The sequence below is a fragment of the Cupriavidus sp. YAF13 genome (genome assembly GCF_052113425.1).
Taxonomy (GTDB): domain Bacteria; phylum Pseudomonadota; class Gammaproteobacteria; order Burkholderiales; family Burkholderiaceae; genus Cupriavidus.
The window spans coordinates 1-24278 of sequence record NZ_JBFRDD010000020.1; the positions used below are offsets into that span (position 1 = coordinate 1).

At 67.9% G+C, this 24278-nt stretch carries 21 protein-coding genes; 15 read left to right on the plus strand and 6 right to left on the minus strand.

Translation table 11 applies throughout. From position 1 onward, the window contains the following. The 9 genes from AB4061_RS17415 to AB4061_RS17455 form a co-directional block, all read left to right on the plus strand. The coding region (locus AB4061_RS17415) for a hypothetical protein (RefSeq protein ID WP_441635873.1) at positions 1-205 on the plus strand (205 nt) is incomplete at its 5' end. A gap of 121 nt (positions 206-326) precedes the next feature. After that, positions 327-1145: an ABC transporter permease gene (locus AB4061_RS17420; protein WP_441635875.1), complete on the plus strand. Its 819-nt coding sequence runs from the start codon at positions 327-329 to the stop codon at positions 1143-1145. Positions 1146-1156: 11 nt separating this feature from the next. Continuing rightward, positions 1157-2038, plus strand: coding sequence for an ABC transporter permease (locus AB4061_RS17425; RefSeq protein WP_441636050.1), 882 nt, complete (start codon positions 1157-1159; stop codon positions 2036-2038). Continuing rightward, on the plus strand, positions 2031-3104 hold the full coding sequence (locus AB4061_RS17430) for an ABC transporter ATP-binding protein (RefSeq protein WP_441635876.1): 1074 nt from the start codon (positions 2031-2033) through the stop codon (positions 3102-3104). The genes AB4061_RS17425 and AB4061_RS17430 overlap by 8 nt, the downstream gene beginning before the upstream one ends. Beyond that, positions 3101-3964 (plus strand): phosphodiesterase, encoded by an 864-nt coding sequence (locus AB4061_RS17435; RefSeq protein WP_441635878.1) that lies wholly within the window; start codon positions 3101-3103, stop codon positions 3962-3964. The genes AB4061_RS17430 and AB4061_RS17435 overlap by 4 nt, the downstream gene beginning before the upstream one ends. 506 nt (positions 3965-4470) lie before the next feature. After that, a complete protein-coding gene (locus tag AB4061_RS17440; protein ID WP_441635880.1) occupies positions 4471-5133 on the plus strand; it encodes a response regulator in 663 nt (220 codons plus the stop codon). Between the two features lie 3 nt (positions 5134-5136). Further along, positions 5137-6948 carry an ATP-binding response regulator gene (locus AB4061_RS17445; protein WP_441635882.1) on the plus strand — a complete coding sequence of 604 codons (1812 nt, stop codon included), beginning with the start codon at positions 5137-5139 and terminating at the stop codon, positions 6946-6948. 194 nt (positions 6949-7142) lie between these two features. Then, entirely contained in the window at positions 7143-8594 is a 1452-nt protein-coding gene (locus AB4061_RS17450; RefSeq protein ID WP_441635884.1) for an aldehyde dehydrogenase family protein, read from the plus strand. A 144-nt stretch (positions 8595-8738) separates the two neighbouring features. Then, a complete protein-coding gene (locus AB4061_RS17455) occupies positions 8739-10943 on the plus strand; it encodes a phosphocholine-specific phospholipase C (RefSeq protein WP_441635886.1) in 2205 nt (734 codons plus the stop codon). Positions 10944-10977: 34 nt separating this feature from the next. On the opposite strand, the gene AB4061_RS17460 is transcribed toward AB4061_RS17455, so the two are convergent. Continuing rightward, positions 10978-11610: a CDP-alcohol phosphatidyltransferase family protein gene (locus AB4061_RS17460; RefSeq protein ID WP_441635888.1), complete on the minus strand. Its 633-nt coding sequence runs from the start codon at positions 11608-11610 to the stop codon at positions 10978-10980. Between the two features lie 43 nt (positions 11611-11653). Next, complete coding sequence (locus tag AB4061_RS17465) at positions 11654-12277, minus strand: HAD family hydrolase (RefSeq protein WP_441635890.1); 624 nt, start codon at positions 12275-12277, stop codon at positions 11654-11656. A gap of 162 nt (positions 12278-12439) precedes the next feature. Between AB4061_RS17465 and AB4061_RS17470 the strand changes: the two genes are divergently transcribed. The 3 genes from AB4061_RS17470 to rrtA all read left to right on the plus strand — a co-directional run bounded on the left by AB4061_RS17470 (position 12440) and on the right by rrtA (position 17775). Further along, positions 12440-14566, plus strand: coding sequence for an ExeM/NucH family extracellular endonuclease (locus AB4061_RS17470; protein ID WP_441635892.1), 2127 nt, complete (start codon positions 12440-12442; stop codon positions 14564-14566). Positions 14567-14690: 124 nt separating this feature from the next. Continuing rightward, positions 14691-17174: an ExeM/NucH family extracellular endonuclease gene (locus AB4061_RS17475; protein WP_441635894.1), complete on the plus strand. Its 2484-nt coding sequence runs from the start codon at positions 14691-14693 to the stop codon at positions 17172-17174. A gap of 1 nt (position 17175) precedes the next feature. Then, complete coding sequence (gene rrtA / locus AB4061_RS17480; RefSeq protein WP_441635896.1) at positions 17176-17775, plus strand: rhombosortase; 600 nt, start codon at positions 17176-17178, stop codon at positions 17773-17775. On the opposite strand, the gene AB4061_RS17485 is transcribed toward rrtA, so the two are convergent. Further along, complete coding sequence (locus tag AB4061_RS17485) at positions 17750-18214, minus strand: DUF2127 domain-containing protein (RefSeq protein WP_441635898.1); 465 nt, start codon at positions 18212-18214, stop codon at positions 17750-17752. The genes rrtA and AB4061_RS17485 overlap by 26 nt on opposite strands. A 127-nt stretch (positions 18215-18341) precedes the next feature. On the opposite strand from AB4061_RS17485, the gene AB4061_RS17490 reads away from it, so the two are divergent. Then, the gene (locus tag AB4061_RS17490; RefSeq protein ID WP_441635900.1) at positions 18342-18569 is read left to right on the plus strand and encodes a DUF3820 family protein; all 228 of its coding nucleotides are present in this window, start codon (positions 18342-18344) and stop codon (positions 18567-18569) included. A gap of 21 nt (positions 18570-18590) precedes the next feature. On the opposite strand, the gene AB4061_RS17495 is transcribed toward AB4061_RS17490, so the two are convergent. Both AB4061_RS17495 and AB4061_RS17500 read right to left on the minus strand, forming a co-directional pair. Beyond that, positions 18591-20084: a fumarate hydratase gene (locus AB4061_RS17495; protein ID WP_441635902.1), complete on the minus strand. Its 1494-nt coding sequence runs from the start codon at positions 20082-20084 to the stop codon at positions 18591-18593. A gap of 131 nt (positions 20085-20215) precedes the next feature. After that, positions 20216-20944 carry a GntR family transcriptional regulator gene (locus AB4061_RS17500; RefSeq protein WP_441635904.1) on the minus strand — a complete coding sequence of 243 codons (729 nt, stop codon included), beginning with the start codon at positions 20942-20944 and terminating at the stop codon, positions 20216-20218. A gap of 217 nt (positions 20945-21161) precedes the next feature. Between AB4061_RS17500 and AB4061_RS17505 the strand changes: the two genes are divergently transcribed. Both AB4061_RS17505 and AB4061_RS17510 read left to right on the plus strand, forming a co-directional pair. Then, positions 21162-22133, plus strand: a complete 972-nt coding sequence (locus AB4061_RS17505; RefSeq protein WP_441635906.1) for a tripartite tricarboxylate transporter substrate-binding protein — start codon at positions 21162-21164, stop codon at positions 22131-22133. A 102-nt stretch (positions 22134-22235) separates the two neighbouring features. Further along, the gene (locus AB4061_RS17510; protein WP_441636052.1) at positions 22236-22946 is read left to right on the plus strand and encodes a GntR family transcriptional regulator; all 711 of its coding nucleotides are present in this window, start codon (positions 22236-22238) and stop codon (positions 22944-22946) included. Between the two features lie 5 nt (positions 22947-22951). Here the strand turns inward: AB4061_RS17510 and AB4061_RS17515 are convergent, their stop codons facing one another. Next, a complete protein-coding gene (locus tag AB4061_RS17515; protein WP_441636054.1) occupies positions 22952-24211 on the minus strand; it encodes an MFS transporter in 1260 nt (419 codons plus the stop codon). Between the last annotated feature and the right edge of the window lie 67 nt (positions 24212-24278).

Below are 24278 nucleotides of genomic sequence, written 5' to 3' on the forward strand. Positions count from 1 at the left end.
CGGCGAAAAGAGCGGAAAAGAGGGAGGCGAAAAGAGCGGAAAAGAGGGACCCATGTCTGAGTATCGCCTTAAGGCGATGCGAGTTTGGGTCCCGGCCGCTCTTTTCGCCGAAGCCCGAGGGGGTAGTCGCCCCATCCGGCGCGCCTTTTTTGCCTACTTTTTTGGCAAGACAAAAAAGTGGGTCGCCGCGCCGCAGGCGTGGTGAAACTGCAGTTGAAGTTGAAGCTGAAGTTGAAGTTAAGCAGTTGCAGTCCCCCTTGAACCCAAACAGTCAAAGTCAACGTTGAAGCAGATCTTCACCCCCCTGGGAAAATAACAAACCCATCATGCCTAAACGAAGCCCCCCACTCCTCCTCTTCGCCCTCCCGGCCCTGATCGTTTTCTTCGCCTTCTTCTGCCTGCCCATGGCAAAGCTGCTGGCGATCAGCGTCACGGGTGAGCAAGGCGCGAGCGTCTACTGGACCGTCATCTCAAGCGAGCGCTATCTGCACAGCCTGATGGTCACCGTGCTGCTATCGGCAACGGTAACACTGGCCACCCTGATCATCGCCGGCATCACCGGCACTTTCCTGGAGCGCAACGCGGTGCCCGGAAAGGCGCTGCTGGTCGCCATGCTGACGTTCCCGCTCGCCTTCCCCGGTGTCGTCATCGGCTTCATGGTCATCATGCTGGGCGGGCGCAACGGCCTGCTCGCCATGGTGAGCGACTGGCTGATTGGAGACCGCTGGACCTTTGCCTACGGTCTCGCCGGCCTGTTCGTCGGCTACCTGTACTTCTCCATCCCGCGCGTGATCCTGACGGTGATGGCGGCCGTTGCCAAGCTCGACGCGTCGCTGGAAGAAGCCGCCCGCTCGCTTGGCGCGGGCCGCTGGCGCGTGGTGCGCGACGTGATGCTGCCCGCGCTGATGCCGGCCATGATTTCCAGCGGCGCGATCTGCTTCGCCACCAGCATGGGCGCCTTCGGCACCGCCTTCACGCTGGCCACGCAGCTCGATGTCTTGCCGCTGACCATCTACAACGAGTTCACCAACTACGCCAACTTCGGCATGGCCGCCGCACTGTCCTTGCTGCTCGGCACGGTCACCTGGGCCATGCTGGCGGTGGCGCGCTGGTTCTCGGGCGACGCCGTCGCCGCTACTGCCTGAGGCTACCCATGATGACATCTTCCCGCCGCGGCAATGCCTACTGGCTGCAGCTCGCGCTCACCCTACTGGTGTGCCTGTTCATGGTGGTGCCGGTGGTGCTGTCCGTGCTCGCCGGCCTCACCAACAACATCTTTACCGGCGTGTCCAGCGGCCTCACCACGCGCTGGCTGGTAGAGGTGTGGGCGCTCTACCGCAACACCATCTTCCTGTCGCTGGGCATTGCCCTGGCGTGCCTGGCTTGCACCCTGGTGCTTGGCGTGCCCGCGGCCTACTACATGGCGCTGCGGCGCGGGCGCGTGACGCGCCTGATCGAGGAGCTGCTGATGCTGCCGGTGGCGGTGCCGGGGCTGGCCACCGCGCTTGGCCTGATCCTGCTCTATGGCGGCTGGCAGGCGTTCCGCACGAGCTGGGTGTTTATCCTCGTGGGCCACGTACTGTTCACGCTGCCGTTCATGGTGCGCTCGGTGCTGGCCATCATGTCGGCCATCGATATCCGCACGCTGGAGGACGCTGCCGCCAGCCTGGGCGCAAACCGCCTGCAGCGCTTCTTTACCGTGGTGCTGCCGAACTGCCGCCAGGGCATCCTGGCCGGGGCGCTGATGGTGGTGACGTTGTCCGTCGGGGAGTTCAACCTGACCTGGATGCTGCATACACCCACCACGCAGACGCTGCCGGTGGGGCTGGCCGACAGCTACGCCTCGATGCGCCTGGAGATCGGCTCGGCCTACACCATCGTGTTTTTCTTCATGATCATCCCGCTGCTGGTGCTGATGCAGGGCTTGTCCGCGCTGGGCGCGCGCGCCCGCAAGCATCAGCCGCTTGCCGACGGCGCCGACACCAGAACGATCCCCGGCACCGATTCGCTCTCCACTTCCGAGGCCCGCCATGCATGAGCCGACCACCATCACGCTGCGCCACTGCGGCAAGACCTTCGCCGACGGCACGCTGGCGCTGCAACCGCTTGACCTCGACATCGGCGCAGGCGAGACCGTGGTACTGCTGGGCCCCTCGGGCTGCGGCAAGACCACCACACTGCGCATCATCGCCGGGCTGGAGTTCCCCGACGCCGGCGGCGTGGTGATGTTTGGCGACAACGATGTGACGCCGCTGCCGATCGAGCAGCGCGGCGTGGGCATGGTGTTCCAGAGCTACGCGCTGTTTCCCAACATGACCGTGGCGGAGAACATCGCCTATGGCCTGCGCGTGCGCCGCATCGACGCCGCCGCGCGCCGCCGCCGGGTGGACGAGATGCTCGCCATGATGCATCTGGGGCCTTTTGCCGAGCGGCGCATCGACCAGCTGTCCGGCGGCCAGCGCCAGCGCGTGGCGCTGGCCCGCGCCATTGCCGTGCAGCCGCGCGTGCTGCTGCTCGATGAGCCGCTGACCGCGCTGGACGCCAAGCTGCGCGACGCCTTGCGCGCCGACATCAACCAGTTGCTGCGCAGCCTGCATATCACCGCCGTCTACGTCACCCACGACCAGGCCGAGGCCATGGCGCTGGGCGACCGCATCATCGTGATGGACCGTGGCCGCATCGCGCAGACTGGCACGCCGCAGCAGATCTACCGCGCGCCGGCCAATGCCTTCGTGGCGGATTTCATCGGCACCATGAACCGCCTGCCGGCCGTGCTGGAGGCCGATGCCTGGCGCGTGCCGGGTGGGCTGGTGCCGCGCCATGGCACCGCCGCAAGCCTCGCCGCCGCGCCCTCGCCGCGCGCCGAACTGCTGTTCCGCCCCGAAGACGTCGCGCTGGCCCAGGCCGAGGATGCTCACCTGGGCGGCTCGGTCGTCACCGCGCTGTTCCTGGGCAACTACACGCGCTTGCTGGTCGACGTGGGCGCGCCGGCGCCGCTTGTCGTCGACACCACCCGGCGCGATGGCTGGCTCGCGGGCGACCGCGTGGGCCTGCGCCTCGATACCGGCCACCTGATCACGCTCCCCGAAGCGCTCACCGCATGAACACCACCAACGCCAACCCGGCCGGCACCTACCTGCTGGCCCACATCACAGACCTGCACATCAAGGCCGGCGGCAAGCTGTCCTACCGCATGGTAGACACCGCAGGCGCGCTGCGGCGCTGCATCGCGTCGCTGCTGGCGGCGCCGCAGCAGCCCGACTCCGTCGTCATCACCGGCGACCTGGTGGACTTCGGCACCGAGGAGGAATACCGCTTCCTACGCGGCATCCTGGCAACGCTGCCGATGCCGGTACGGCTCTTGCCCGGCAACCATGATCACCGCGCCACGCTGCGCCGCGTATTTGCCGATCACGATTACCTGTTCGCCAACGGCGACGGCGACGCGCCGGTTCACTACAGCGTGGAGGCCGGCCCACTACGCCTGGTGGCCTTCGACTGCACGGTGCCGGGAAAGCCTGGCGGCCAGGTCGATCCCGCCGCGCTGCCCTGGCTGGAGGCCACGCTCGCGGCCGAGCCTGGCAGGCCCACGCTGCTGATGCTCCACCACCCGCCCTTTCATACCGGCATCGGCCATATGGACCAGCAGGGCCTGGCGGATGCGGCGCTGCTGGAGGCGGTGGTGCGCAGGCACCCGACGGTTGAGCGCGTGCTGTGCGGCCACCTGCACCGGCACATCACGCACCGCTTTGGCGGCACGATCGCCATGACGGCACCGGGTCCCGCGCATCAGGTCACGCTCGATCTCGACCCACAGGCGGCCTCGCGGTTTCGCATGGAGCCGCCCGGCTACCTGCTGCATCAGTGGGATCCCGCGCAGGGGCTGGTCAGCCACGCGGCGGTGATCGGTGACTTTGGCGCAGACCATCCTTTCTTCGATGCCGCGGGCAAGTTGATCGACTGACTGGCCGGTCGGTTGATCAGCCAGCCGGTCGATCAGGAAGGCATCGGCACATCGGCCTGCAACAGGTTGCACCCCGTGGCGGCCAGCCCTTACGGCGGCGCCAAACCACGAGCAAAAAAAACCCACTGCCGGGTGGTAGTGGGTAACAAAAGTGGTATGGGCGAGTCGCGGAAATCACCCATGCGTGCATGGTGACACCGGACGTCTGCGAACAACATAATCCTTCTGGACTAGTACCCATCCCTGCGCCAGGCCGCCGGCGCCGGCATGCGGCAGATCATTTCCCGCTAGCGCTAGCGCACAGGCGATCTGCGGGGCGGCACCGTGCCAGACGCCGCTGCGCCCACCCATCCTTTCCCCTCTTTAGTGGGGAAATAGACAAGCCCACCATAATCGAGTCCAATTCGCCCTGGCGCTCGCTTCGACCTGGGCGCAGCGCGTCACATTTTGCTCCACTTGTTCCAGCGGCCGCAGCCTGCGCGCCGTGCGCCGGCCAACCCCAACCCATGCTCAACGCCCACCTGCTGCTGATCGACGACCACACCCTGTTCCGCACCGGCCTGCGCCTGGTGCTGGCAGACAGCCCAAGCGTGGCGAGCATCATCGAGGCGGGCTCCGTCATGGGCGCGGTGGAGGAACACCGCGCCGCCAGCGTGGATATCATCCTGCTGGATATACAGATGCCCGGCCTCAACGGCATCGAGGGCATCAAGGTGTTGCGCCGCCACTTCTGTGCAGCGCGCATCCTGATCGTGTCCGGCACCTCCGGGCTGGAAACCATTCCCGCCGCCGCGCGCAAGGAGATTGCCGGCTTCCTGCCGAAATCCGCGAGCAGCGTCGAGATCGAAGACGCCATTGCCTCTTGCCTGCGGGGTGGCACATACTTCAACGCCGACCCCGCCGGCGCCGACTGCGGCAAGCCGCATGGCCATGCCAGCGCCAACGCATACCAGGGCTACCAGGCCAGCTCGCTCACGCCGCGCCAGCTCGAGGTGCTGGACCAGCTCAGCCAGGGCCGCTCCAACAAGATCATTGCCCATCATCTGGGACTCTCGGAGAACACCGTGCGCGTCCACGTGGCGGCCATTCTCGATTACCTGGGCGTGGTCAGCCGCGTCGAGGCGGTGCTGGAGGCCCAGCGCCGCGGCCTGGTGCAGATGGGCAGGTAAGCCATGGCGTCTATCCTCCCTCGCTTCGATGAACCGCGGCTGCTGGCCGCGCAAATGGAACTGATCGACCAGAGCTTCGGCATCGCCATGCTGGGCTGCGCGCTGGCGGCGTTCATCCTGGCCCTCGGGCTGGTCCTCGGCGGTGGGCATCCGGGTGCATTGCCCTGGGCGCTGACGATGGGGCTGGCCTGCGCCGCCGGGCATTTCGGGCGGCGCCTGATGCCCGAGCGCACGGCCGAAGCCCATGCCGGGCGCTACGCGCGCAGCATGACGCTGCTGCTGACGCTGATCGGCGCGCTCTGGGGGCTGGCGGCGTGGCTTTACATGGATGTGAAGACGCCCGCGGCGGTGATCTGCATCCTGTCGCTGATCGCGGGCATGAGCGCGGCCGCGCTGGCGGTGTTCTCTGCCTGCCTGCCGGTTGCCGTGGGGTTCTTCATCCCGGCCATCGTGCCGGTCTGGGCGGTCTTTATCGCCACCGGCGACGTCGCCTACCTGCCCATGTTCCTCGGCGCGCCGCTTTATCTCATGGTGCTGATGATCTTTGCGCGCAACTATGCGCGCGTGGCACGGCACGGCATTGCACTGCGCTTTGCCAACGTGGAACTGATCTCGCAGTTGCGCGAGCAGACTGCCCGCGCGGAATATGCCCAACGCGAGGCCGAGGAAGCCAACCGCGCCAAATCCGTGTTCCTCGCCTCGGCCAGCCACGACCTGCGCCAGCCCCTGCATGCGCTTGGCTTGTTCGTGGTCACGCTGGGCCGCTCCGACCTCACCGACAAGCAGCGCCAGTTGCTCACGCACATCGAGGCTGCCTCCGGGGCCGCGCGCGAAATGCTCAACACGCTGCTGGACTTCTCCAAGGTGGACGCCGGCGTGATCACCGCCCGGCCGCGCGCCTTCCGCCTGCAGCCCTTGCTCTACAAGCTGGAGAACGAGTTTGCGCCACAGGCCGACGGCCGCGGCCTGTTCTACCGGACCCGGGATACCACCGCCACGGTGTTCGCCGACCCGACGCTGGTCGAACTGATCCTGCGCAACTTGATCGCCAATGCCATCCGCTATACCGCCCAGGGCGGCGTGCTGGTGGCGTGCCGCCGCCGGGGCGAGCGCACGATGATCGAGGTCTGGGATACCGGGGTCGGCATTCCCGTGACCCAGCATCGCGCGATCTTCAAGGAGTTCCACCAGTTGGGCAATCCGGAGCGGGACCAGCGCAAGGGCCTCGGGCTGGGCCTGGCCATCGTGGAAGGGCTGGCGCGCACCATTTCCACCCGGATTCTGCTGAACTCTCGGCCTGGCCGCGGATCGGTCTTCCGCTTCGCCCTGCCCCTGACCGAGGACCGCACCGAAACCCCGCCCGCCGGGTTGCATCACAAGCCGAGCCTGAAGGGATTGCGCGTGCTGGTGATCGACGACGACCAGGAAATCCGGGTCGCCATGGCAGCGCTGCTGGAGAGCTGGCAATCGGTGTGCCTGGCCGTGGAGTCCGAGGAAGACGCGCTGGCCGCGCTTGGCGCCTTCCGGCCCGACCTGTTGCTGGCCGACTATCGCCTGCGCAGCGAGCGCACCGGCCAGCAAGCCATGATGGCGATCCGCGAGCGGCTAGGACACGCCATTCCCACCGTCATCATCACCGGCGACACCGCCCCGGACCGCCTGCGCAGCGTCCATGCCGGGGGTGCCGCGCTGCTGCACAAGCCAGTTGTGGCGCATCAGTTGCATACAGCCATGACCGCTCTGTTGCGCAATGCCGGCTGGCGACAGGACATCCCTCGGGGCGCCACCGACCGGGCAACACGCGCCGAAGGCTGACGGGCGCCTCTGCTCCGCTCTTATCCCGCCTTGATTCATGCTTTTTTCGTATTAATCAATCCATCCTATTAATTGGACTTAGTGCCAACGCCCACCCACACTGCATCGTGACAGCAGGCACGGGCGTCACCGGCAAGCCGTATTGCTTCCGCTAACGTGCCGCGAGGTTCACCGACCCCAAGCGAGGAGCAATCATGAGCACGCAGCCCCAACTGCCAAGACACGACCTGCTGATCGACGGCAAGCGCCTGCCACCCGGCACCGGGGAGTATTCCACCGATATCAATCCGGCCACCGAGCTCCCGATCGCCCTGGTCGCGCAGGGCAGCGCGTCCGACGTCGACCTGGCCGTGACCGCCGCCCGCGCCGCGCTCAAGGTCTGGTGCGGCCTGCGCGCGGCCGAGCGTGGCCGCATCCTGTACCGCTTTGCCGACCTGCTGGAAGCGAACCAGGAAGAGCTGATCGCGCTGGAAAGCCTGGATGCCGGCAAGCCGCTGGCCGCCGTGCGGCGCCAGGACATGCCGGCGGTGATCGACACCGTGCGCTATTACGCGGGGTGGGCCGACAAGATCAACGGCCAGGTGGTGCCAACCCGCCCCGGCGCGCTGACCTACACCGTGCGCGAGCCGGTGGGCGTGGTCGCCGCCATCGTGCCGTGGAATTTCCCGCTAATGATCGGCATGTGGAAGATCGCCCCTGCGCTGGCCTGCGGCTGCACCCTCATCGTCAAACCCGCCGAGATCACCCCGCTGACCGCGCTGCGCGTGGGCGAGCTGGCACTGCAGGCCGGGTTGCCACCCGGCGTGCTCAATATTGTCACCGGCAAGGGCAGCGTCGTGGGCAACGCGCTGGTGGCCCATCCCGGCATCGACAAGGTGACGTTCACCGGCTCGCCCGGCGTGGGGCGCGGCATCATGCAGGGCGCCGCCGCCAACTTCAAGCGCGTCACGCTGGAGCTCGGCGGCAAGTCCGCCAACCTGATCTTCGCCGACGCCAACGTGGACGCCGCGGTGCGCGCCGCCGCCTCCGGCATCTTCTTCAATGCGGGGCAGGTCTGCTCGGCCGGCTCGCGCATCCTGGCGCAGCGCGAGGTCTATGACGAAGTGGTGGAAAAACTGGCGGCGCGCGCCGCCTCGATCCGCGTGGGAGACCCCGCCGCGCCGGACACCACCATGGGACCGCTGGTGTCGTCCGCGCAGATGAAGACCGTGCTGGACTACGTGGATATCGGCAAGCGCGAAGGCGCCATCGCCGTGACCGGTGGCGAGCGCGTGGGCGGCAAGGGCTACTTCGTGCAGCCCACCGTATTCGCCAACGTCGAGCACGAGATGCGGGTCTCGCAGGAGGAAATTTTCGGACCGGTTGCCAGCGTGATCCGCTTCGAGGATGAAGCCGACGCCGTGCGCATCGCCAACGGCACCGCGTTCAGCCTGGCGGCGGGCGTGTGGAGCGCCGACATCGGCCGCGTGCATCAGGTGGCTGCCGAGCTCAAGGCAGGCACGGTGTGGATCAACACCTATGGCCACACCGACGTGCGCCTGCCCTGGGGCGGGGCCGGCGACTCGGGGCTGGGCAGGGAGCATGGCGACGCTGCCATCGACAACTTCACCGAGCCCAAGGCGATCTGGCTGTCGCTGCGGCAATAGTGGCCAGCCAGCGGCGCGGGCGCGGAGCCGGAGCGCCGGGAGAGCGCTAAGATGGCGGGCATGCAATAACAAACCGTCCCTCAGCGCGCCCAATCTGCGCCCAATCTGCGCCCAATCTGCGCCCAATCCGCGCCACGCCTTTTCATGACCGACAGACGTAGATTCCTGCGCTCGGCGGCTGGCACCGCCGCCGCCGCCGGCACGCTTGGCCTGCTGCCGCCAGCCATCCGCAAGGCACGAGCCATTCCCGCCAATCATCGCGCCGGCAGCCTGCACGATGTCGAGCATATCGTGGTGCTGATGCAGGAAAACCGCGCCTTCGACCATTATTTCGGCGCAATGCGGGGCGTGCGCGGCTTTGCCGACCGCTTCCCTGTGCCGGTGGCCGATGCCCCGGGCCTTGCCGGCAAGACAGTCTGGTACCAGCGCGACGAAAGCCAGCCCGGCGCGCCGGCCACGCTGGCACCCTTCCACCTCGACACCGGGCGCGTGTTCGAGCTGATGCGCGTCACCGGCACGCCACACACCTGGTCGAACACCCAGGACGCCTGGGGCGAAGGCTGCATGCAGCACTGGCCCACCTTCAAGAATGGCCACGCCATGGGCTACTTCGACCAGGCCGACGTGCCCTTCCAGTACGCGCTCGCCGACGCCTTTACCGTGGCCGACGCCTACCATGCGTCGTTTCTCGGGGGCACCAATACCAACCGCTGCTTCCTGTGGAGCGGCACCAACGACCCGCTGGGCAAGGGCAATGGCCCGGCCATCGGCAACACCTACAACAAGCTCGGCGGCGGCAAGCCCGACGGCGGCTATGCCTGGACCACCTATCCCGAGCGGCTGGAAGCCGCCGGCGTGAGCTGGCAGATCTACCAGGACATGGCGAACAACTTCGCGCTCAATGCCACCGCCGGGTTCAAGCGCTATCGTGACGCCTTTCGCGGTGCGCCAGGCGCGCAGGCGACGCTCAAGGACAAGGCGCTCTCCACACGCAGCCTGGGCCTGTTGCGCCAGGACGTGCTCGATGGCCGCCTGCCACAGGTGTCGTGGATCTGCCCTACCCGCCAGGGCTCCGAGCATCCCGGGCCGTCCAGCCCGGCCCAGGGCGCCGCCTACGTCAGCGCCGTGCTCGACGCGCTCACTGCCGACCCGGCGGTGTGGAGCAAGACCGTGCTGCTGCTGATGTTCGATGAGAACGACGGCTTCTTCGACCATGTGCCGCCGCCGGCGGTGCCGTCTTACCTCTCGTGGCACGCGGACCCGGCGCAGGCTGTGCTTGCCGGTGCCTCCACCGTCGACACCCTCGGCGAGTACCACGGCCTGATCACCGGGGTGGAAGCCGACGACCATCCGCGCTACCTGCAACGGCCCTACGGCCTGGGCATGCGCGTGCCGATGGTGGCGATCTCGCCCTGGAGCAAGGGCGGCTGGGTCAACTCCGAAGTGTTCGACCATACGTCGGTGATCCGCTTTATCGAGGCCCGCTTCGGTGTGCACGAGCCCAACATCACGCCATGGCGCCGCGCGGTCTGCGGCGACCTCACGTCGCTATTCGATTTCGCCACGCCAAACCACGCCAGCGTCGTGGCCTCGCTGCCGGCCACCGCCACGCTCGCCGCCCGGGCGGGCGCGCTGCCCGGCACACGTACGCCAGCCATCCCGGCACTGCCCGAATTGCCCAGCCAGGCCAGCGGCACACGCCCGTCGCGGGCCCTGCCGTACGTGCTGCACGCGCAGGCCCTGGCCGATGCCGGCCATGCGGCAGTGCACCTGAGCTTTACCAGCAGCGGCCAGGCAGGGGTGGTATTTCACGTCTACGACCGGCTGCACCTGGACCGTGTGCCGCGCCGCTATACCGTCGAAGCCGGCAAGCGCCTGGCCGGCACCTGGGACACGCGTGCCGACGCGGGACGCTATGACCTCTGGGTGCTCGGCCCCAACGGCTGGCACCGCCATTTCATCGGACCGGCAGGTGGCGCCAGTACCAGTACGGGCCTGGCCCCCGAGATCGAGATCGGCTACGACATCCCCGCGCGAAGCCTGCGCATTGGCTTGCGCAATGACGCGGACCAGCCCTGCACATTCGTGCTTGCCGCCAACGCTTACGTGGATGGCACAGCCAGCAAAGTCACCGTGCCGGCCCGCGCCAGGCACACGCTGGCGTGGCCCGTGGATGCGTCAGGCGGCTGGTATGACTTCACCGTGACGGTAGCCGCCCTGCCCGGCTATGCGCGACGCTGCGCCGGGCGCATGGAGGCGGGTGCGCCATCGGTCAGCGATCCCGCCATGGGCGGCCGTGCCATCGGGGAGCAATGGCGGCCGCCGGGATCCTCCAGCCAGCCAGCGTGAAGACCTTGCCCTGCGCTGCCATTCCTGCGCGGGGCTACATCTTCGGGATGCGCAAGGTCTTGCTGATCATCAGCGAACCGGAGAGCACGAACAGCAGTGCGAGCGGATGCAGGTCCGCAGGGCCGATCGACCACACGCCGCCGTAGAGCGCATCGCCCACCCGGCCCTGCCACGCGCAAAGGGCCAGCACGGCAGTCAGCAGCACGCTGGTGGGAATCGGCGTGCCCTCGAAATACGCCACCTTGCCGCTCCCCTCGGACAAGCTCTCGGCGGTGACATTGAAGCGTGCCAGCCGGCTCACGCCGCAGCAGACGAAGTAGATCAGCGCCGCCATGTCCCAGCCGCCGCGCATGCCCGCGGCAAACGCCAGCGTGGCCGGGCCAACCCCGAAGGAAATGATGTCGGCGAGCGAGTCCAGCTCGCGGCCCAGCGCGGAATGCTGGTGGCGCCAGCGCGCGATGCGCCCGTCCAGCACATCGAAAATGAAGGCCGCGGGCGCCAGCGCCGCCGCCGCCATGAAATGCGCTGGCGAGCCCGAAGCGATGTAGAACATGGCGAAAAACACCGATGCCATGCCGCAGGCGGCGTTGCCCAGTGTGAACAGATCGGCAAGATGCAACTCGCGGATCATGGAGAAATGCTTGGGACGTTCTGGTGTGGATGCCATGGCGGCGGGCTCCTGAATCCTCTGGCTAATCTGGCTAATCTGGCTAGAAATGCAATCCCGCTGCGCGCAGTGCGCCTGCGGTCTGCGCGGCGCTGACGTGATGCACGGCCTGCCAGCCCAGCGCCGTTGCCGCAGCCACATTGGCCGCGTTGTCATCGATGAACAGCAGCTCACCTGGCGCGAGGCCCGGCAGGCTGGCATCGATGCGCGCCTGCATGAGCCGGTAGATGGCCGGGTCCGGCTTGGCCACGCCAACCTCGCCGGACACCAGGATATCGCGGAACCATGACAGGAAATCGCCGATGCGCACGGCATGGGGATAGGTTTCGCTGGACCAGTTGGTCAGGCCGAACAGCGGCACCTGCGCGTCGTGCAGGCGCTGCAGCAGCGCCACGCCATCGGCCAGCGTACCACGCAGCATCTGCGGCCAGCGCCCATAGAACGCGCGGATCAGGCCGGCCTGCGCGGGATGCCGGGCCACCAGGGACTCGGTAGCCTCATGCAGCGGCCTGCCGGCATCCTGGCGGATATTCCACGCTGGCGAGCACACCTCCGACAAGAAGCGGGCGCGCTCCTGTGGATCTGGAATCAATTCGCGATACAGGTATTCCGGGTTCCAGTCGAACAGCACACCACCAAAATCGAACACGACGGCACGGACAGTCACGGTATCTCGTCAGCTGCGTTGAGGACAAGGCTGCATTCTCGCAGAGTCTGCGCCGCGGCCAATATGAGAATTGGCTCAATCCGCGAGCCGGCCCTGGGTTTTACGCTTGGCATCAGCAGTCCATCCGGACCCACATTGCGCCGAGACCTTGGAGACCCATCCATGCGCCTGTTCTTGCCAAAGCTTTTCCTGCACGGCTGCCTGCCGCACATCCTGCCGCGCTGGCTGCCACCCTGCCTGGCCTGGCTCTGCTTTGCCTTGCCCGCCCATGCCGACGCGGGCTATCGCGATCAGGCGCGGGCGCTGCTGGCCCCTCCCAGCGCGCAATGCGGCGCGCCGGCCACGCTGATCGCAAACCTGCGGGACGAAAGCGAGGGCACGCCGTCCATCGGGCGAAGGGTCGCGCTGGAGGCGGTGGTCACGGCCGACTACTCGGGTGCCGACGGCCTCAGCGGCTTCTTCGTGCAGCAGGCCGACGCCCAGCGCCAGCGTCGTCCAGGCGTGTCGGAGGGTATGTTCGTCCATGCGCCGCGCGCAGCTGCGCGGGCGGGCGATCTGGTGCGCGTGCTCGGCACGGTGGAGGAGCGCGCGGGCCAGATGCGGCTAAGGCTGTCCGGCCCCGCCACGGTGTGCGCGGCGGGCCAGGCGGTCACCCCGGAAACCGTCACGCTGCCCACGCCGCACACGGGCTCGCTGGCGGCCTATGAGGGCATGCTGGTGCGGCTGCCGCAGACGCTCACCGTCGGCGAAACCTTCGAACTCGGCCGCTACGGCAGCGTGGTGCTCAGCCTCGGCCGCCTGCCGCTGCCCACCAACGTGGCCTTGCCCGGGGAAGCCGCCGCCGCACAGGCTGCCGCCAATGCGCTCAATCGCCTGGTGCTGGACGATGGCTACAGCCGGCAGAACCCGCCTCGCGTCATCCATCCCGCACCGGGCCTGAGCGCATCGAACACACTGCGTGGCGGGGACTCCGTCGCCAATGTGCGGGGCGTGCTGGAATGGCGCGCAAACGCCTGGCGCATCCAGCCGCTCCCCGGCGCGCCGCTGCCGGCGTTCCAGCCCACCAATCCGCGCACCGGCGCGCCGGCGCGCGCCGCCCACACCGATCTGCGCGTGGCGGCGTTCAATGTCGAGAACTACTTCAACGGCGACGGCCGCGGCGCGGGCTTCGATGACCCCGGCAATCGCGGCGCAAAGACGCCTGCCGAGTTCGCCCGCCAGGAAGCCAAGATCCTGAGCGCGTTGCAAGGCCTGAACGCCGACGTGATCGGCCTGATGGAAATCGAAAACAATGGCCATGGCGAGCTGAGCGCCATCCACCGGCTCGCGGGCAAACTCGGTCCGGACTGGCGCTTCATCCATCCTGGCCGGGAGCAACTGGGCGACGACGTCATCAAGGTCGCCCTGGTCTACAACGCCCGCAAGGTCGAACCCGTCGGCACGCCGGCCACCCTGGCGCTGGGCGCGAGAACCCGCCAGCCGCTGGCCGCCACCTTCCGCCTGCCGGGCCATCCCGCCAAGCTTACGGTGGTGGTGAACCATTTCAAGTCCAAGCGCTGCAACGACGCTCGCGGCGTCAATGCGGACCAGCGCGATGGCCAGAGCTGCTGGAATCCCACGCGCGTGGCGGCGGCCAGCCGCATTGCCGACTGGCTGGCCACCTCGCCCACCGGCGTGCCGGACGATGGCAAGCTGGTGATTGGCGACCTCAACAGCTACGCACAGGAAGACCCGATCCGCCTGCTGGCGGAGCGCGGCTATGCGGACATGATCGCGCGCTTCGCCGAAGCCGGCGCCCCGTCCTACAGCTATGTCTTTGGCGGCGAGGCCGGCTACATCGACCACGCGCTTGCCGATGCGGGGGCGGCGAGCCGCACCCTCGCGGCGCGCCATTGGCACATCAACGCCGACGAGCCGATTTCCCTGGCCTATGCGCTGGCCCACAAGAGCGAGGCGCAGCAGCAATCCTTCTATGCACCCGACGCCTATCGCTCTTCCGACCACGACCCGCTGGTGGTCGACCTTGCCATGCGCGGCGATGGCGTGGCCACGGGCGGCACAGCGGGCACAGCAGGCGCAGCGGGCGCAGACGGTAGCGCGGGAAGTACCAGCACCGACACTGGCACCAGCGGTGGCACCGGCGCGAATGCCAGCAAGGAATCCAACGAGAAGGCGCAAGCCGGCGCTGGCGCCACGGATCCCTGGCTGCTCTGGGCGTTGGCGGGCGCCACGGCGCTCACCGCGTGGCACTGGTTTGTGCGCCGCGTCCCGCCGCGCTGGCGGGCGTGAGCCGCGTGCTTTTCCGGGGCGGCGGAGGGCGGCGGGCAAATGTATGCCAGCCATTCATGCCCCTGTCACCTGCGCTCAATAGCATCACGGACTTTGCAAAACCCGATCCATCGAGCCGCCCCACATGCGCCTGTCCGTCCTTAGTACCGCCCTGCTTGCCATCGCCCTGCCCGCCCATGCCGACCTGATCATCAGCGAGGTCGTGGAAGGAACCTCCAACAACAAGGCCGTCGAACTGTATAACCCGGATGCTACCGCGATCGACCTGTCGCAATACAAGCTCCAGCAGTACAACAACGGCGCCACGGCACCCACCAGCACCTTCACGCTCAGCGGCACGCTGGCCCCCGGCGCGGTCTACGTGATGGCGCATACCAGCATGGCGGCCACACTCGGCAGCCGCCTGAACCAGGTCATCGCATTCACCTTCAACGGCGACGACGCGCTGGTACTGACGCGCGCGGGCACCGTGATCGACCGCTTCGGGCAGGTCGGCGTGCAGCCTGCCGGCGGCGCCTGGGGCACCGGCACCTCCATCACCAAGGACAACACCTTGCGCCGCAAGGCCGGGCTAGTCACCGGCGACAGCGACAGCACCGGGGCCTTCGATCCGGCGCTGCAGTGGGACGGCTTCGGCACCGACRCCTTCGCCGACCTTGGCTACTACAACAACGCACCGGCGCCATTGCCGCCGGTCACCGCGCAGTGCGGCGCCGCAGCCACGCTGATCGCCGATATCCAGGGCGCCGGCGCCACCTCGCCGCTGGCCGGGCAGACGGTCGACGTGGAGGCGGTGGTGACGGCCGACTATCCCGGCACGGATGGCTTTGGCGGCTTTTTCGTCCAGCAGGCGGATGCCCAGCGCCAGAACCGTCCTGGCGTGTCCGAGGGACTGTTCGTGTATGCCCCCTCGACCAGTGCCCGTGCCGGCGACCTGGTCCACCTGGTTGGCAAGGTCGAGGAGAAGTTCGGCCAGACGCAGCTGGCGCTTGCCAGCACCGTGGCGGTTTGTGGCAACGGCCAGACCGTCACCCCGGCGATAGTCACGCTACCCGCGCAGACCGCGCAATCGCTGGCTGCCTTCGAGGGCATGCTGGTGCGGCTGCCGCAATCTCTCACTGTGAGCGAGACTTATGAACTGGGCCGCTACGGCAGCGTGCTGCTGAGCAACGGCCGCCTGCCGCTGCCCACCAATGTGGCGCTGCCCAAGGCCGGCGCGGCCGCGCAGGCCGCGGCCAACGCACTGAACCGCATGGTGCTCGACGACGGCTCGAACAAGCAGAACCCGGCGGTCGTGCCTTTCCCCGCGCCGGGCCTGAGCGCGGCCAACACGCTGCGCGGTGGGTACACCGTCAGCAATGTGCAGGGCGTGCTGGAAATGCGCTTTGGCGGCTGGCGCCTGCAGACCGTGCCCGGCGCACCCGCCCCGGCCTTCCAGGCCACGGCGAACCCGCGCACCAGCGCGCCGGCACGCGCGGCCCAGTCCGATATCCGGGTGGCATCGTTCAACGTGCTGAACTATTTCAACGGCGACGGCAAGGGCGCGGGCTTCGACGACCCGAACAATCGCGGTGCCAAGACGCTGGCGGAGTTCGAGCGCCAGGAAGCCAAGATCGTGGCCGCCCTCAAAGCGCTGAATGCCGATGTCGTTGGCCTGATGGAAATCGAGAACGACGGCTATGGCGAATTCAGCGCCATCCGGCGGCTGGTCGGCAAGCTCGGGTCGGACTGGCGTTTTGTCGACCCGGGCGTGGACAAGCTCGGCGGCGACGCCATCAAGGTCGCCCTGATCTACAACAGCCGCACCGTGGAGCCCGTGGGCGTGCCTGCCACGCTGGCCATCGACGACAAGAACCGCCAGCCCCTGGCCCGCACCTTCCGCCTGCCTGGCCAGACCCGCAAGCTCACGGTGGTGGTCAACCACCTCAAATCCAAGGGCTGCACCGGGTCCACGGGTGCCGACGCCGACCAGGGCGATGGCCAGAGCTGCTGGAACCCGACCCGCCTCGCCGCCGCCGGCAAGATCGCCGACTGGCTTGCCACCTCGCCCACCGGCGTCGCGGATGACGGCAAGCTGCTGATCGGCGACCTCAACAGCTACGCAAAGGAAGACCCGATCCGCCTCTTTGCCGACAAGGGCTACGCCGACATGGTGGCGCGCTTCGTCGGCGCCAGCGCCTATAGCTATGTCTTTGGCGGCGAGGCCGGCTATATCGACCACGCGCTGGCCAATGACGCTGCGGCGAGCCGCATCCGCGCGGTCAGCGAGTGGCATATCAATGCGGATGAGCCCATTGCCCTGGAGTACTCGGTGGCCTTCAAGAGCACGGATCAGCAAACGTCGTTCTACGCACCGGATGCTTACCGTTCGTCCGATCACGACCCGGTGCTGGTAGACCTGGCACTGCGCGACGACAGCCTTGCGCCGGAGGGTGAGCAAGCGGGTACGGGCAACGGCAATGCCGGTGGCGCCACCGCCAGCCAGGGCGGCGACACCGGGACCGGCGCAGCGGACACGTGGATGCTGCTGGTTCTGGCCGGCGCCCTGGCCGCAGCGGCATGGCGCCGCTTTGCCGGCGGCTTTACAGGCGGCGTTGCGCGCCGCTGACATGCACGCTGACAGGCACGTTGACAGGCGGCGCGCCGCCGGCGGGTGGCTGCTGCTGGCGCTGGCGCTGGTCGCGCTCCAGGCTGCCGGGCCTGCGCTGATGCAGGCCCTGCGCTTCGATCGCGAGGCCATGCTCGCGGGTGAAGCATGGCGCCTGCTGAGCTGTCATTTCGTGCATCTCGGCTGGGCACATTGCCTGCTCAACGTGGCGGGGCTGCTGATGCTGGCTGCGCTCCTGCCGGCGCACATGCGCGCCTGGCACGTGGTGCCGCCATTGGCGGCCATGACAGGATTGCTGCTGCTAGCCGGCGAGCCGGAGCTGCTCCGCTATGCGGGCTTCTCCGGCATCAACTACGGGCTTGCCATGGTCGCCCTGCTGCCCCGGGCCCGCCGCGATGGCCTCGCGGCGATGCTGCTGCTCGCGCTGGCGGCGCGCGCGGGCTGGCAGATCCTGGCGGGGCCCGCCGAGGACGCAGGCGCATGGCTGGGCGGCCCGGTCGTGGCCAGCGCCCACCTGTACGGCCTGGCCGCTGGCGCATTGCTGGCCTGGCCACGCCGGGAGGCGCCTGCGATGGCTAGGCGCCGGCCGGATTGTGCCTGATGCTGTTTGCCAGGTAGGCCACGATCAGTACATTGGCGATGGCCAGCCCGATGTGAATCGCGCTGGGATGCACCACCGCCTCGTACAGTTCCACCGGGATGTAGACCGCGCCCGACCATACGCCCAGCCATTTCGCCCACACGCGCTGACGCCACAGGCCGTAGGCCTCCGTGAGGCGCATGGCTGCGTACATCGCGGCGGATCCGCCAATGGCCCACAGGCGCGCGTCGCTCGGATGGGCCATCAGCGACAGGAAGATGGTCGGGTAGCGGCTCCCCGGGTTCAGGTGCAGGCGGGCGACAATGGCCTCGGCCAGCGCCTGCGCGTCCCGGTGCAGCAGCGCAACCAGGCCCAGCCCCACCAGGATCACCAGCACACCCTTGGCAGCCTCGAACAGAGCGATGCTTTTCAGGCCAGCGCCTGTGCCTTGCTTTGCCATCTTGCTTGTCCTCGTCAGCGATAAGGTCAGGATCGTACCCCGGCGCGGCAGGCGGCGGCAAACCGGGCGCGGCACGCTGGTAACATCCCCCTGCCGGCGCCATCCGAGGCCCGCCTGAGGTTGCTCCATGAATCCCGAACACCTGCCACTCCTGCTCACCCGCACCATGCCCTATGGCAAGTACAAGGGCCGCGCCATCGCCAGCCTGCCGGGCACCTACCTGAACTGGTTCGCGCGCGAAGGCTTTCCGCCGGGCGAGATCGGCCAGCTGCTGGCCCTGATGCACGAACTCGACCACAACGGCCTGACCAGCCTGCTGGATCCGCTGCGCGGGCGCTATCGGCCCCAGGCGTAGCTCCCCGGAGCGCTGCGGGCCTCAGCCCGCGACGATCCGATGTATCGACCGCCCCGTGGCATCCACCGCCACCGTGGCAGGCATGTCCTCCACCTCGAACTCATAGATGGCCTCCATCCCCAGTTCCGCGAAGGCCAGCACGCGTGCCTTGCGGATCGCCCGGGAGATCAGGTAGGCCGCGCCACCCACCGCGATCAGGTAGGCCGCGCCGTGGCGGCGGATGGCCTCGATGGCCACTGGCCCGCGCTCGGCCTTGCCGATCATCACCAGCAAGCCCGTCTGCTCCAGCAACTGCGGCACGAACTTGTCCATGCGCGTAGCCGTGGTCGGCCCTGCCGGGCCTACCGCTTCGTCGCCCACGGCGTCGACCGGCCCCACATAGTAGATCGCGCGATTGCGCAGCGGCACCGGCAGCGGCTCGCCCGCATCCAGCATGGCTACCAGCCGTTTGTGCGCGGCATCGCGCGCCGTCAGCAGGCGGCCGCGCAGCCGCAAGGTCTCGCCAACCTGCCATTGCGCCACCTCCGCGGCATCCAGGTTGTCCAGGTCGACCACGCGGCCGGGCTTGGCGGCCAACGCGCCGGGAATGCCATCCCAGGTGCCGGCAGGCGGCGGCTCCAGCCGCGCGGGGCCTGAGCCATCCAGCTCCAGCGTGACAAAACGCGTGGCCGCGCAATTGGGAATCAGCGCCACCGGCAGCGTCGCAGCGTGACACGGCAGCGCGGCCACCTTGACATCCAGCACGGTGGCCAGCCCGCCCAGCCCCTGCGCACCGATGCCGAGCGCGTTGATGCGCTCGAACAGTTCCAGCCGCAGCCGCTCGGTGTCGTTCGCGGGCCCCTTGTCGCGCAGCGCATGGATGTCGATGGGGCTGAACAACGCGCGCTTGGCCGCCAGCATGGCCTGCTCCGGCGTGCCGCCCACCCCAACGCCAAGCACACCGGGCGGGCACCAGCCAGCGCCCATCTGCGGGATGGCGGCGAGGACCCAGTCGACCAGCGAATCGCTTGGGTTGAGCGTGGCGAACTTCGCCTTCACGTCGCCGCCGCCGCCCTTGGCCACCACCGTCATCTTGATGGTGTTGCCGGGCACCAGTTCCAGTTGCAGGAAGCCCGGGGTGTTGTCGCCGGTGTTGCGCCGCTCCCCCAGTGCCGAGCCGACCATGGTGGCGCGCAGCGGATTGGCGCTGTGCGTGTAGCCCCGGCGCACGGCGGCGTCCACCATCTGCTGCACGGACAGCTTTGCTGCGCCATCGCGCGCCGCAAAGCGCACGTCCATGCCCACGGTCATGAAAACCTGCGCCACGCCGGTGTCCTGGCAGATCGGCCGGTGCGCCTCGGCGCTCATGCGGCTGTTGACCAGCAACTGCTCGATGGCATCGCGCGCCGCGCCAGCGGGCTCGGCGGCAAAGGCGCGCTTGAGCGCCTGCACGAAATCGGCGGGATGGTAGTAGCTGACGTACTGCAGCGCGTCGGCAATGGTGTCGACGACGTCTTCCTGGAAGATCACGGTCATGGCGGGGTGGGCGCAGCAAGCGGACCAGCGGCTGCGCGAATCAATTATGTCTATACATAATGACACGCCCCGCCACCGGAAAGCAAATCCCTTGACTCCCCGTTTCCAGACGAGCTCCGGACCGGCGAAGCTCAGCCCTGACGCTGCAGCACCGTCGAATACGTGAAGCGATCGGCCGGATGCAAGCTCACCACCACTTCGAACAACCGGTCCGACTGGTCGAAATACCGCCGCACGAATTCCAGCGCATGGGCATCGGGCGCGGTGCCCAGCACGTCCGCGAGCGCGGCGGGCACGCCCACCGCGCGCACGGTCTGGCGCACTTCCTTGACCAGGCGCCCGGTGGTCTTGCCGACCATCTCGCTGATCAGGTTGGGATCCGTCTTGAGCAGCTTGCGGATCTTGCTGCCGTCAGCCGCCATCACGTAGATATCGGACCACGATAACGGGTGGGCTGGCGCTTCGGGGTTGGTGCGGGAGGATTCGATGTGCAGCCAGCGCGAGCCCGGCGGGCAGCCCAGCCGGGTGGCCAGCTCGATGTCCAGCACGATCTCGCGCGCGCCGTGGATCACGCGCTGCGTGGCGGCGCCGTACTGCACCAGTTCGTCGATGGTGGAGAGCTTGGGCGTGTACTCGCTGCTGCGCGGCGCGGCGGCTTCCACCCGGGTGCCGGCGCGCTTTTTGCGCGAGACCAGGCCTAGCTCCTGGATGCGCATCAGCGCCACCCGCACGGTGCCCCGGCTGACGCCGTGCTTTTCGGCCAGCTCCAGTTCGCCCGGCAGGCTTGACCCGACCGGATAGACCCCGCTCGTGATGTCGTGAATAAGTGCCTTGGTCAACTCGGCGTGGCGTGGCTCCATGGGTTCCCTGAATGATCGATCGATGTGCCTGAGGCGTAGCAGATGCTAGCGCCTGGCGGCCCGCAAGCCAAGCGTAAAGGGTAAACGAGATGTGGATCCGGCTTGACGGTCGCTGGCCAGATTCCTAATATATGTTCAAACATATTTCTTAGATGTACATATAAGCAGTACCGGTCATCTCAGAACAACCGATACCACCTTGATGATGGAGACAACAATGACCAAGCAACTGGGCGCCGCCCTGGCCCTGCTAGCCCTGTCCACCAGCGCGCTGGCGCAAAGCTACCCCGCCCGCCCGGTCACGTGGATCGTGCCTTTCGCGGCCGGCGGCCCCACCGACGCGCTTGCCCGCAATATCGCGGACCGCGTCGGGCGCGATCTGGGCCAGCCGGTGCTGATCGAGAACCAGGCCGGCGCCGGCGGCACCATTGGCGCGGGCAAGGCGGCAAAGGCCGCGCCCGATGGCTACACCTTCCTGGTCGGGCATATGGGCTATATGGCCGCGGCGCCGTCGCTATACAAGAAGCTGTCCTATGACCCGGTCAAGGACTTCGAGGGCGTGTTCCGCTTCCCCGATACGCCGCTGGTGCTGCTGGTCGGCGCGAACTCGAAGTTCAAGACCGTGCAGGACCTGGTCGCCTTTGCCAGCGCCAATCCGGGCAAGCTCAACTTCGGCAACGCGGGCGTGGGCTCCACCTCGCATCTGGTCGCCGCCATGTTCGCCCAGCAGGCCAGGATCAAGGTGACCCCGGTGTCGTACAAAGGCGCCGGCCCGGCCCTGACCGATGTCATGGGCGGGCAGGTGGATGGCATGTTCGACCAGACCAACACCGCCCTGCCGCAAGTCAAGGGCGGCAAGGTCGTCGCCATCGCGCAGACGGCGAAGCAGCGCGTGCCGCAGTTCCCCAACGTGCCCACCGTGGCGGAAACCGTGATGCCGAACTTCGAGGCATCCACCTGGTATGGCCTGTATGCGCCGAAGGGCACGCCCAAGGACGTCATCGCGCGCAACTACGCCGCGTTCGCCAAGGCCATCGCCGACCCGGAGTTTGCGAAGAAGCTCGCCGACCAGGGCATCCAGCTGCTGCCGGACGCCGCCTACAAACCCGCCGCGCTGAACCACCACACCGCGGCCGAAGTGGCCAAGTGGAAGGCCGTGATCAGCACGGCGGACATCAAGCTGGATTAGGCATGCGGCATTGACCAGGCGCCTCGGGCCGCGCCTGCTTTTGGTAGTACGATATCGCCCTTGCACGCGTTGCCGTGTTGTCGGGAGAGAGTTTTGCCATCAGTGGATCGCCGCAGCGCCGGCACATCGCGCGCCCGGGCCAGGACCGAAGAACCATCGCAGAATGAGCTGGCCTACAACGGCCTGCGGGAGCGGCTGACCACACTGGTCTACCGCCCCGGCGAGCACCTCAACATCTCCACCCTGGTCGACGATCTTGACCTCGGCCGCACGCCCATCAACCAGGCGCTGCACCGGCTGGCCAACGAAGGGCTGGTCCAGATCCTGCCACGCAAGGGCGTGGTGGTCTCGCCACTGTCCATCGACGATGCGCTGCACCTGATCGACGTGCGCCTGGCCAACGAAACGCTGTGCGCCAGGCTGGCTGCCGAGCGCATCACCGCCGCCGGCCTGCGCAAGCTCGAAAGCCTGCTGAGCCAGGTGGAAGACGCCGTGGCGCAGCGCAACCTGCCCGAGGTGACCAACCTGGACCGCCTGTTCCACGAGGAAATCGCGCAGGTCTCGGACAACCCGATCCTCATCGAAATCCTCAAGGTGCTGCACGCGCGCTCACAGCGCTTCTGGGCCATTTCGCTGTCGTCCGAAGGGCACCTGGCCGAGGTCGGCGCCGAGCACCGTGCCATCCTGAAGGCGCTGCGCGACGGCGACGGCGCGGCAGCGGCCAACGCGGTCACGGCCCATGTGCTTTCCTTTCGCCAGGCGCTGCTGCAAGGCCGCCGCGAAACGGTCTTCGCGACGGCGCTCGAGGGCTAGCCGGATCAGCTTTCGAGCGGCTTCTTCGCGGTTTCCCGCGCCACCAGCAGCGCCGCCAGCGTCAGCGCCACGGCGGCGCTGACATACAGCGAGATCGCCAGCGTCGAGCCATACGACTTGTAAAGGCTGGCGATGATCAGCGGCGCAAAGCCGCCGCCCACGATGCCCGCCAGCGTATAGGCCAGCGAGGACCCGGCGTAGCGCACCCGCGTGGGGAACTGCTCGGTCACGAAGGCCGCCTGCGGGCCGTACATCATGGCGTGGATGATCAGCCCGACCACCACCGCGGCGCAGATCTGCAGCGGCTGCGCGCTGTCCATCAGGCGGAAGAACACAAAGGCCCACACCACGGCCAGCAAGGCCCCGGCTATGTACACCGGGCGGCGGCCGAGCTTGTCCGACAGGCTGCCGAACAAGGGCACCGCGATGGCGTTGCACGCCGCGCCGATCATGGTCGCGGTCAGCGCCAGCGGCCGGGACAGGTGCAGCACGCTGGTCACGTAGGTCAGCGTGAAGACCACCACCAGCGCATAGAGCACGTCGGAGCCGATGCGCACGCCACCGGCCACCAGCAGGCGCCGCCAGTGATCCACGAACACTTCCTTGATCGGCGTCTTGGCCGTGCTCTTGCGCGCTTCCATCTCCTTGAACAGCGGGGTTTCCTCAACGCCCTTGCGCAGCCACAGCCCGAACAGCACCAGCAGCACGCTCGACAGGAACGGAATGCGCCAGCCCCACGCCTGGAAATCCTCCGGGCTCAGCCACAGCGATACCACGGCGATAAAGCCGGTGCCCAGCAGCGTGCCGCACGACGGCCCCACCTGCGTGAACGACGCGTTGCGCCCGCGCTGGTGCTGCGCGCCGTGCTCCATCGACAGCAAGACCGCGCCAGCCCATTCGCCGCCGATCGCCGCCCCTTGCAGGAAGCGCAGCGCCACCAGCAGGATCGGGCTCCAGATGCCCCACGACATGTAAGTGGGCAGCAAGCCCATCAGCCCCGTGGCCACGCCCATCAGGATCAGCGTGGCGACCAGCACGAAGCGCCGGCCGAGCTTGTCGCCCAGATGCCCGAACAGCACGCCGCCAAGCGGGCGCGAGACATAGCCCACCGCATAGGTGGAAAACGCCAGGATCGTGCCCGTGAGCGGATCGAACGAGGGGAAGAACACCGCGTTGAACACCAACGCGGCCATCAGGTTGTAGACGGTGAAGTCGTACCACTCCAGCGTGGTGCCGATGGTGCTGGCCGCGGCCAGCCGGCCCATCCTGGGCTTGGCGGCGTGCGTGGCCGCATCGAGCGTGCCTGCGGCGCCCTGCGCGGTGGAAATCGTG

What these genes read in the sequence shown, in the direction of transcription:
- AB4061_RS17435 (WP_441635878.1), top strand. Translation starts at nt 3,101, where the DNA reads ATGAACACCACCAACGCCAACCCGGCCGGCACCTACCTGCTGGCCCAC.
- rrtA (WP_441635896.1), top strand. Translation starts at nt 17,176, where the DNA reads ATGCACGCTGACAGGCACGTTGACAGGCGGCGCGCCGCCGGCGGGTGG.
- AB4061_RS17440 (WP_441635880.1), top strand. Translation starts at nt 4,471, where the DNA reads ATGCTCAACGCCCACCTGCTGCTGATCGACGACCACACCCTGTTCCGC.
- AB4061_RS17445 (WP_441635882.1), top strand. Translation starts at nt 5,137, where the DNA reads ATGGCGTCTATCCTCCCTCGCTTCGATGAACCGCGGCTGCTGGCCGCG.
- AB4061_RS17495 (WP_441635902.1), bottom strand. Translation starts at nt 20,084, where the DNA reads ATGACCGTGATCTTCCAGGAAGACGTCGTCGACACCATTGCCGACGCG.
- AB4061_RS17505 (WP_441635906.1), top strand. Translation starts at nt 21,162, where the DNA reads ATGACCAAGCAACTGGGCGCCGCCCTGGCCCTGCTAGCCCTGTCCACC.
- AB4061_RS17485 (WP_441635898.1), bottom strand. Translation starts at nt 18,214, where the DNA reads ATGGCAAAGCAAGGCACAGGCGCTGGCCTGAAAAGCATCGCTCTGTTC.
- AB4061_RS17455 (WP_441635886.1), top strand. Translation starts at nt 8,739, where the DNA reads ATGACCGACAGACGTAGATTCCTGCGCTCGGCGGCTGGCACCGCCGCC.
- AB4061_RS17515 (WP_441636054.1), bottom strand. Translation starts at nt 24,211, where the DNA reads ATGGGCCGGCTGGCCGCGGCCAGCACCATCGGCACCACGCTGGAGTGG.
- AB4061_RS17425 (WP_441636050.1), top strand. Translation starts at nt 1,157, where the DNA reads ATGACATCTTCCCGCCGCGGCAATGCCTACTGGCTGCAGCTCGCGCTC.
- AB4061_RS17460 (WP_441635888.1), bottom strand. Translation starts at nt 11,610, where the DNA reads ATGGCATCCACACCAGAACGTCCCAAGCATTTCTCCATGATCCGCGAG.
- AB4061_RS17500 (WP_441635904.1), bottom strand. Translation starts at nt 20,944, where the DNA reads ATGGAGCCACGCCACGCCGAGTTGACCAAGGCACTTATTCACGACATC.
- AB4061_RS17450 (WP_441635884.1), top strand. Translation starts at nt 7,143, where the DNA reads ATGAGCACGCAGCCCCAACTGCCAAGACACGACCTGCTGATCGACGGC.
- AB4061_RS17470 (WP_441635892.1), top strand. Translation starts at nt 12,440, where the DNA reads ATGCGCCTGTTCTTGCCAAAGCTTTTCCTGCACGGCTGCCTGCCGCAC.
- AB4061_RS17430 (WP_441635876.1), top strand. Translation starts at nt 2,031, where the DNA reads ATGCATGAGCCGACCACCATCACGCTGCGCCACTGCGGCAAGACCTTC.
- AB4061_RS17490 (WP_441635900.1), top strand. Translation starts at nt 18,342, where the DNA reads ATGAATCCCGAACACCTGCCACTCCTGCTCACCCGCACCATGCCCTAT.
- AB4061_RS17420 (WP_441635875.1), top strand. Translation starts at nt 327, where the DNA reads ATGCCTAAACGAAGCCCCCCACTCCTCCTCTTCGCCCTCCCGGCCCTG.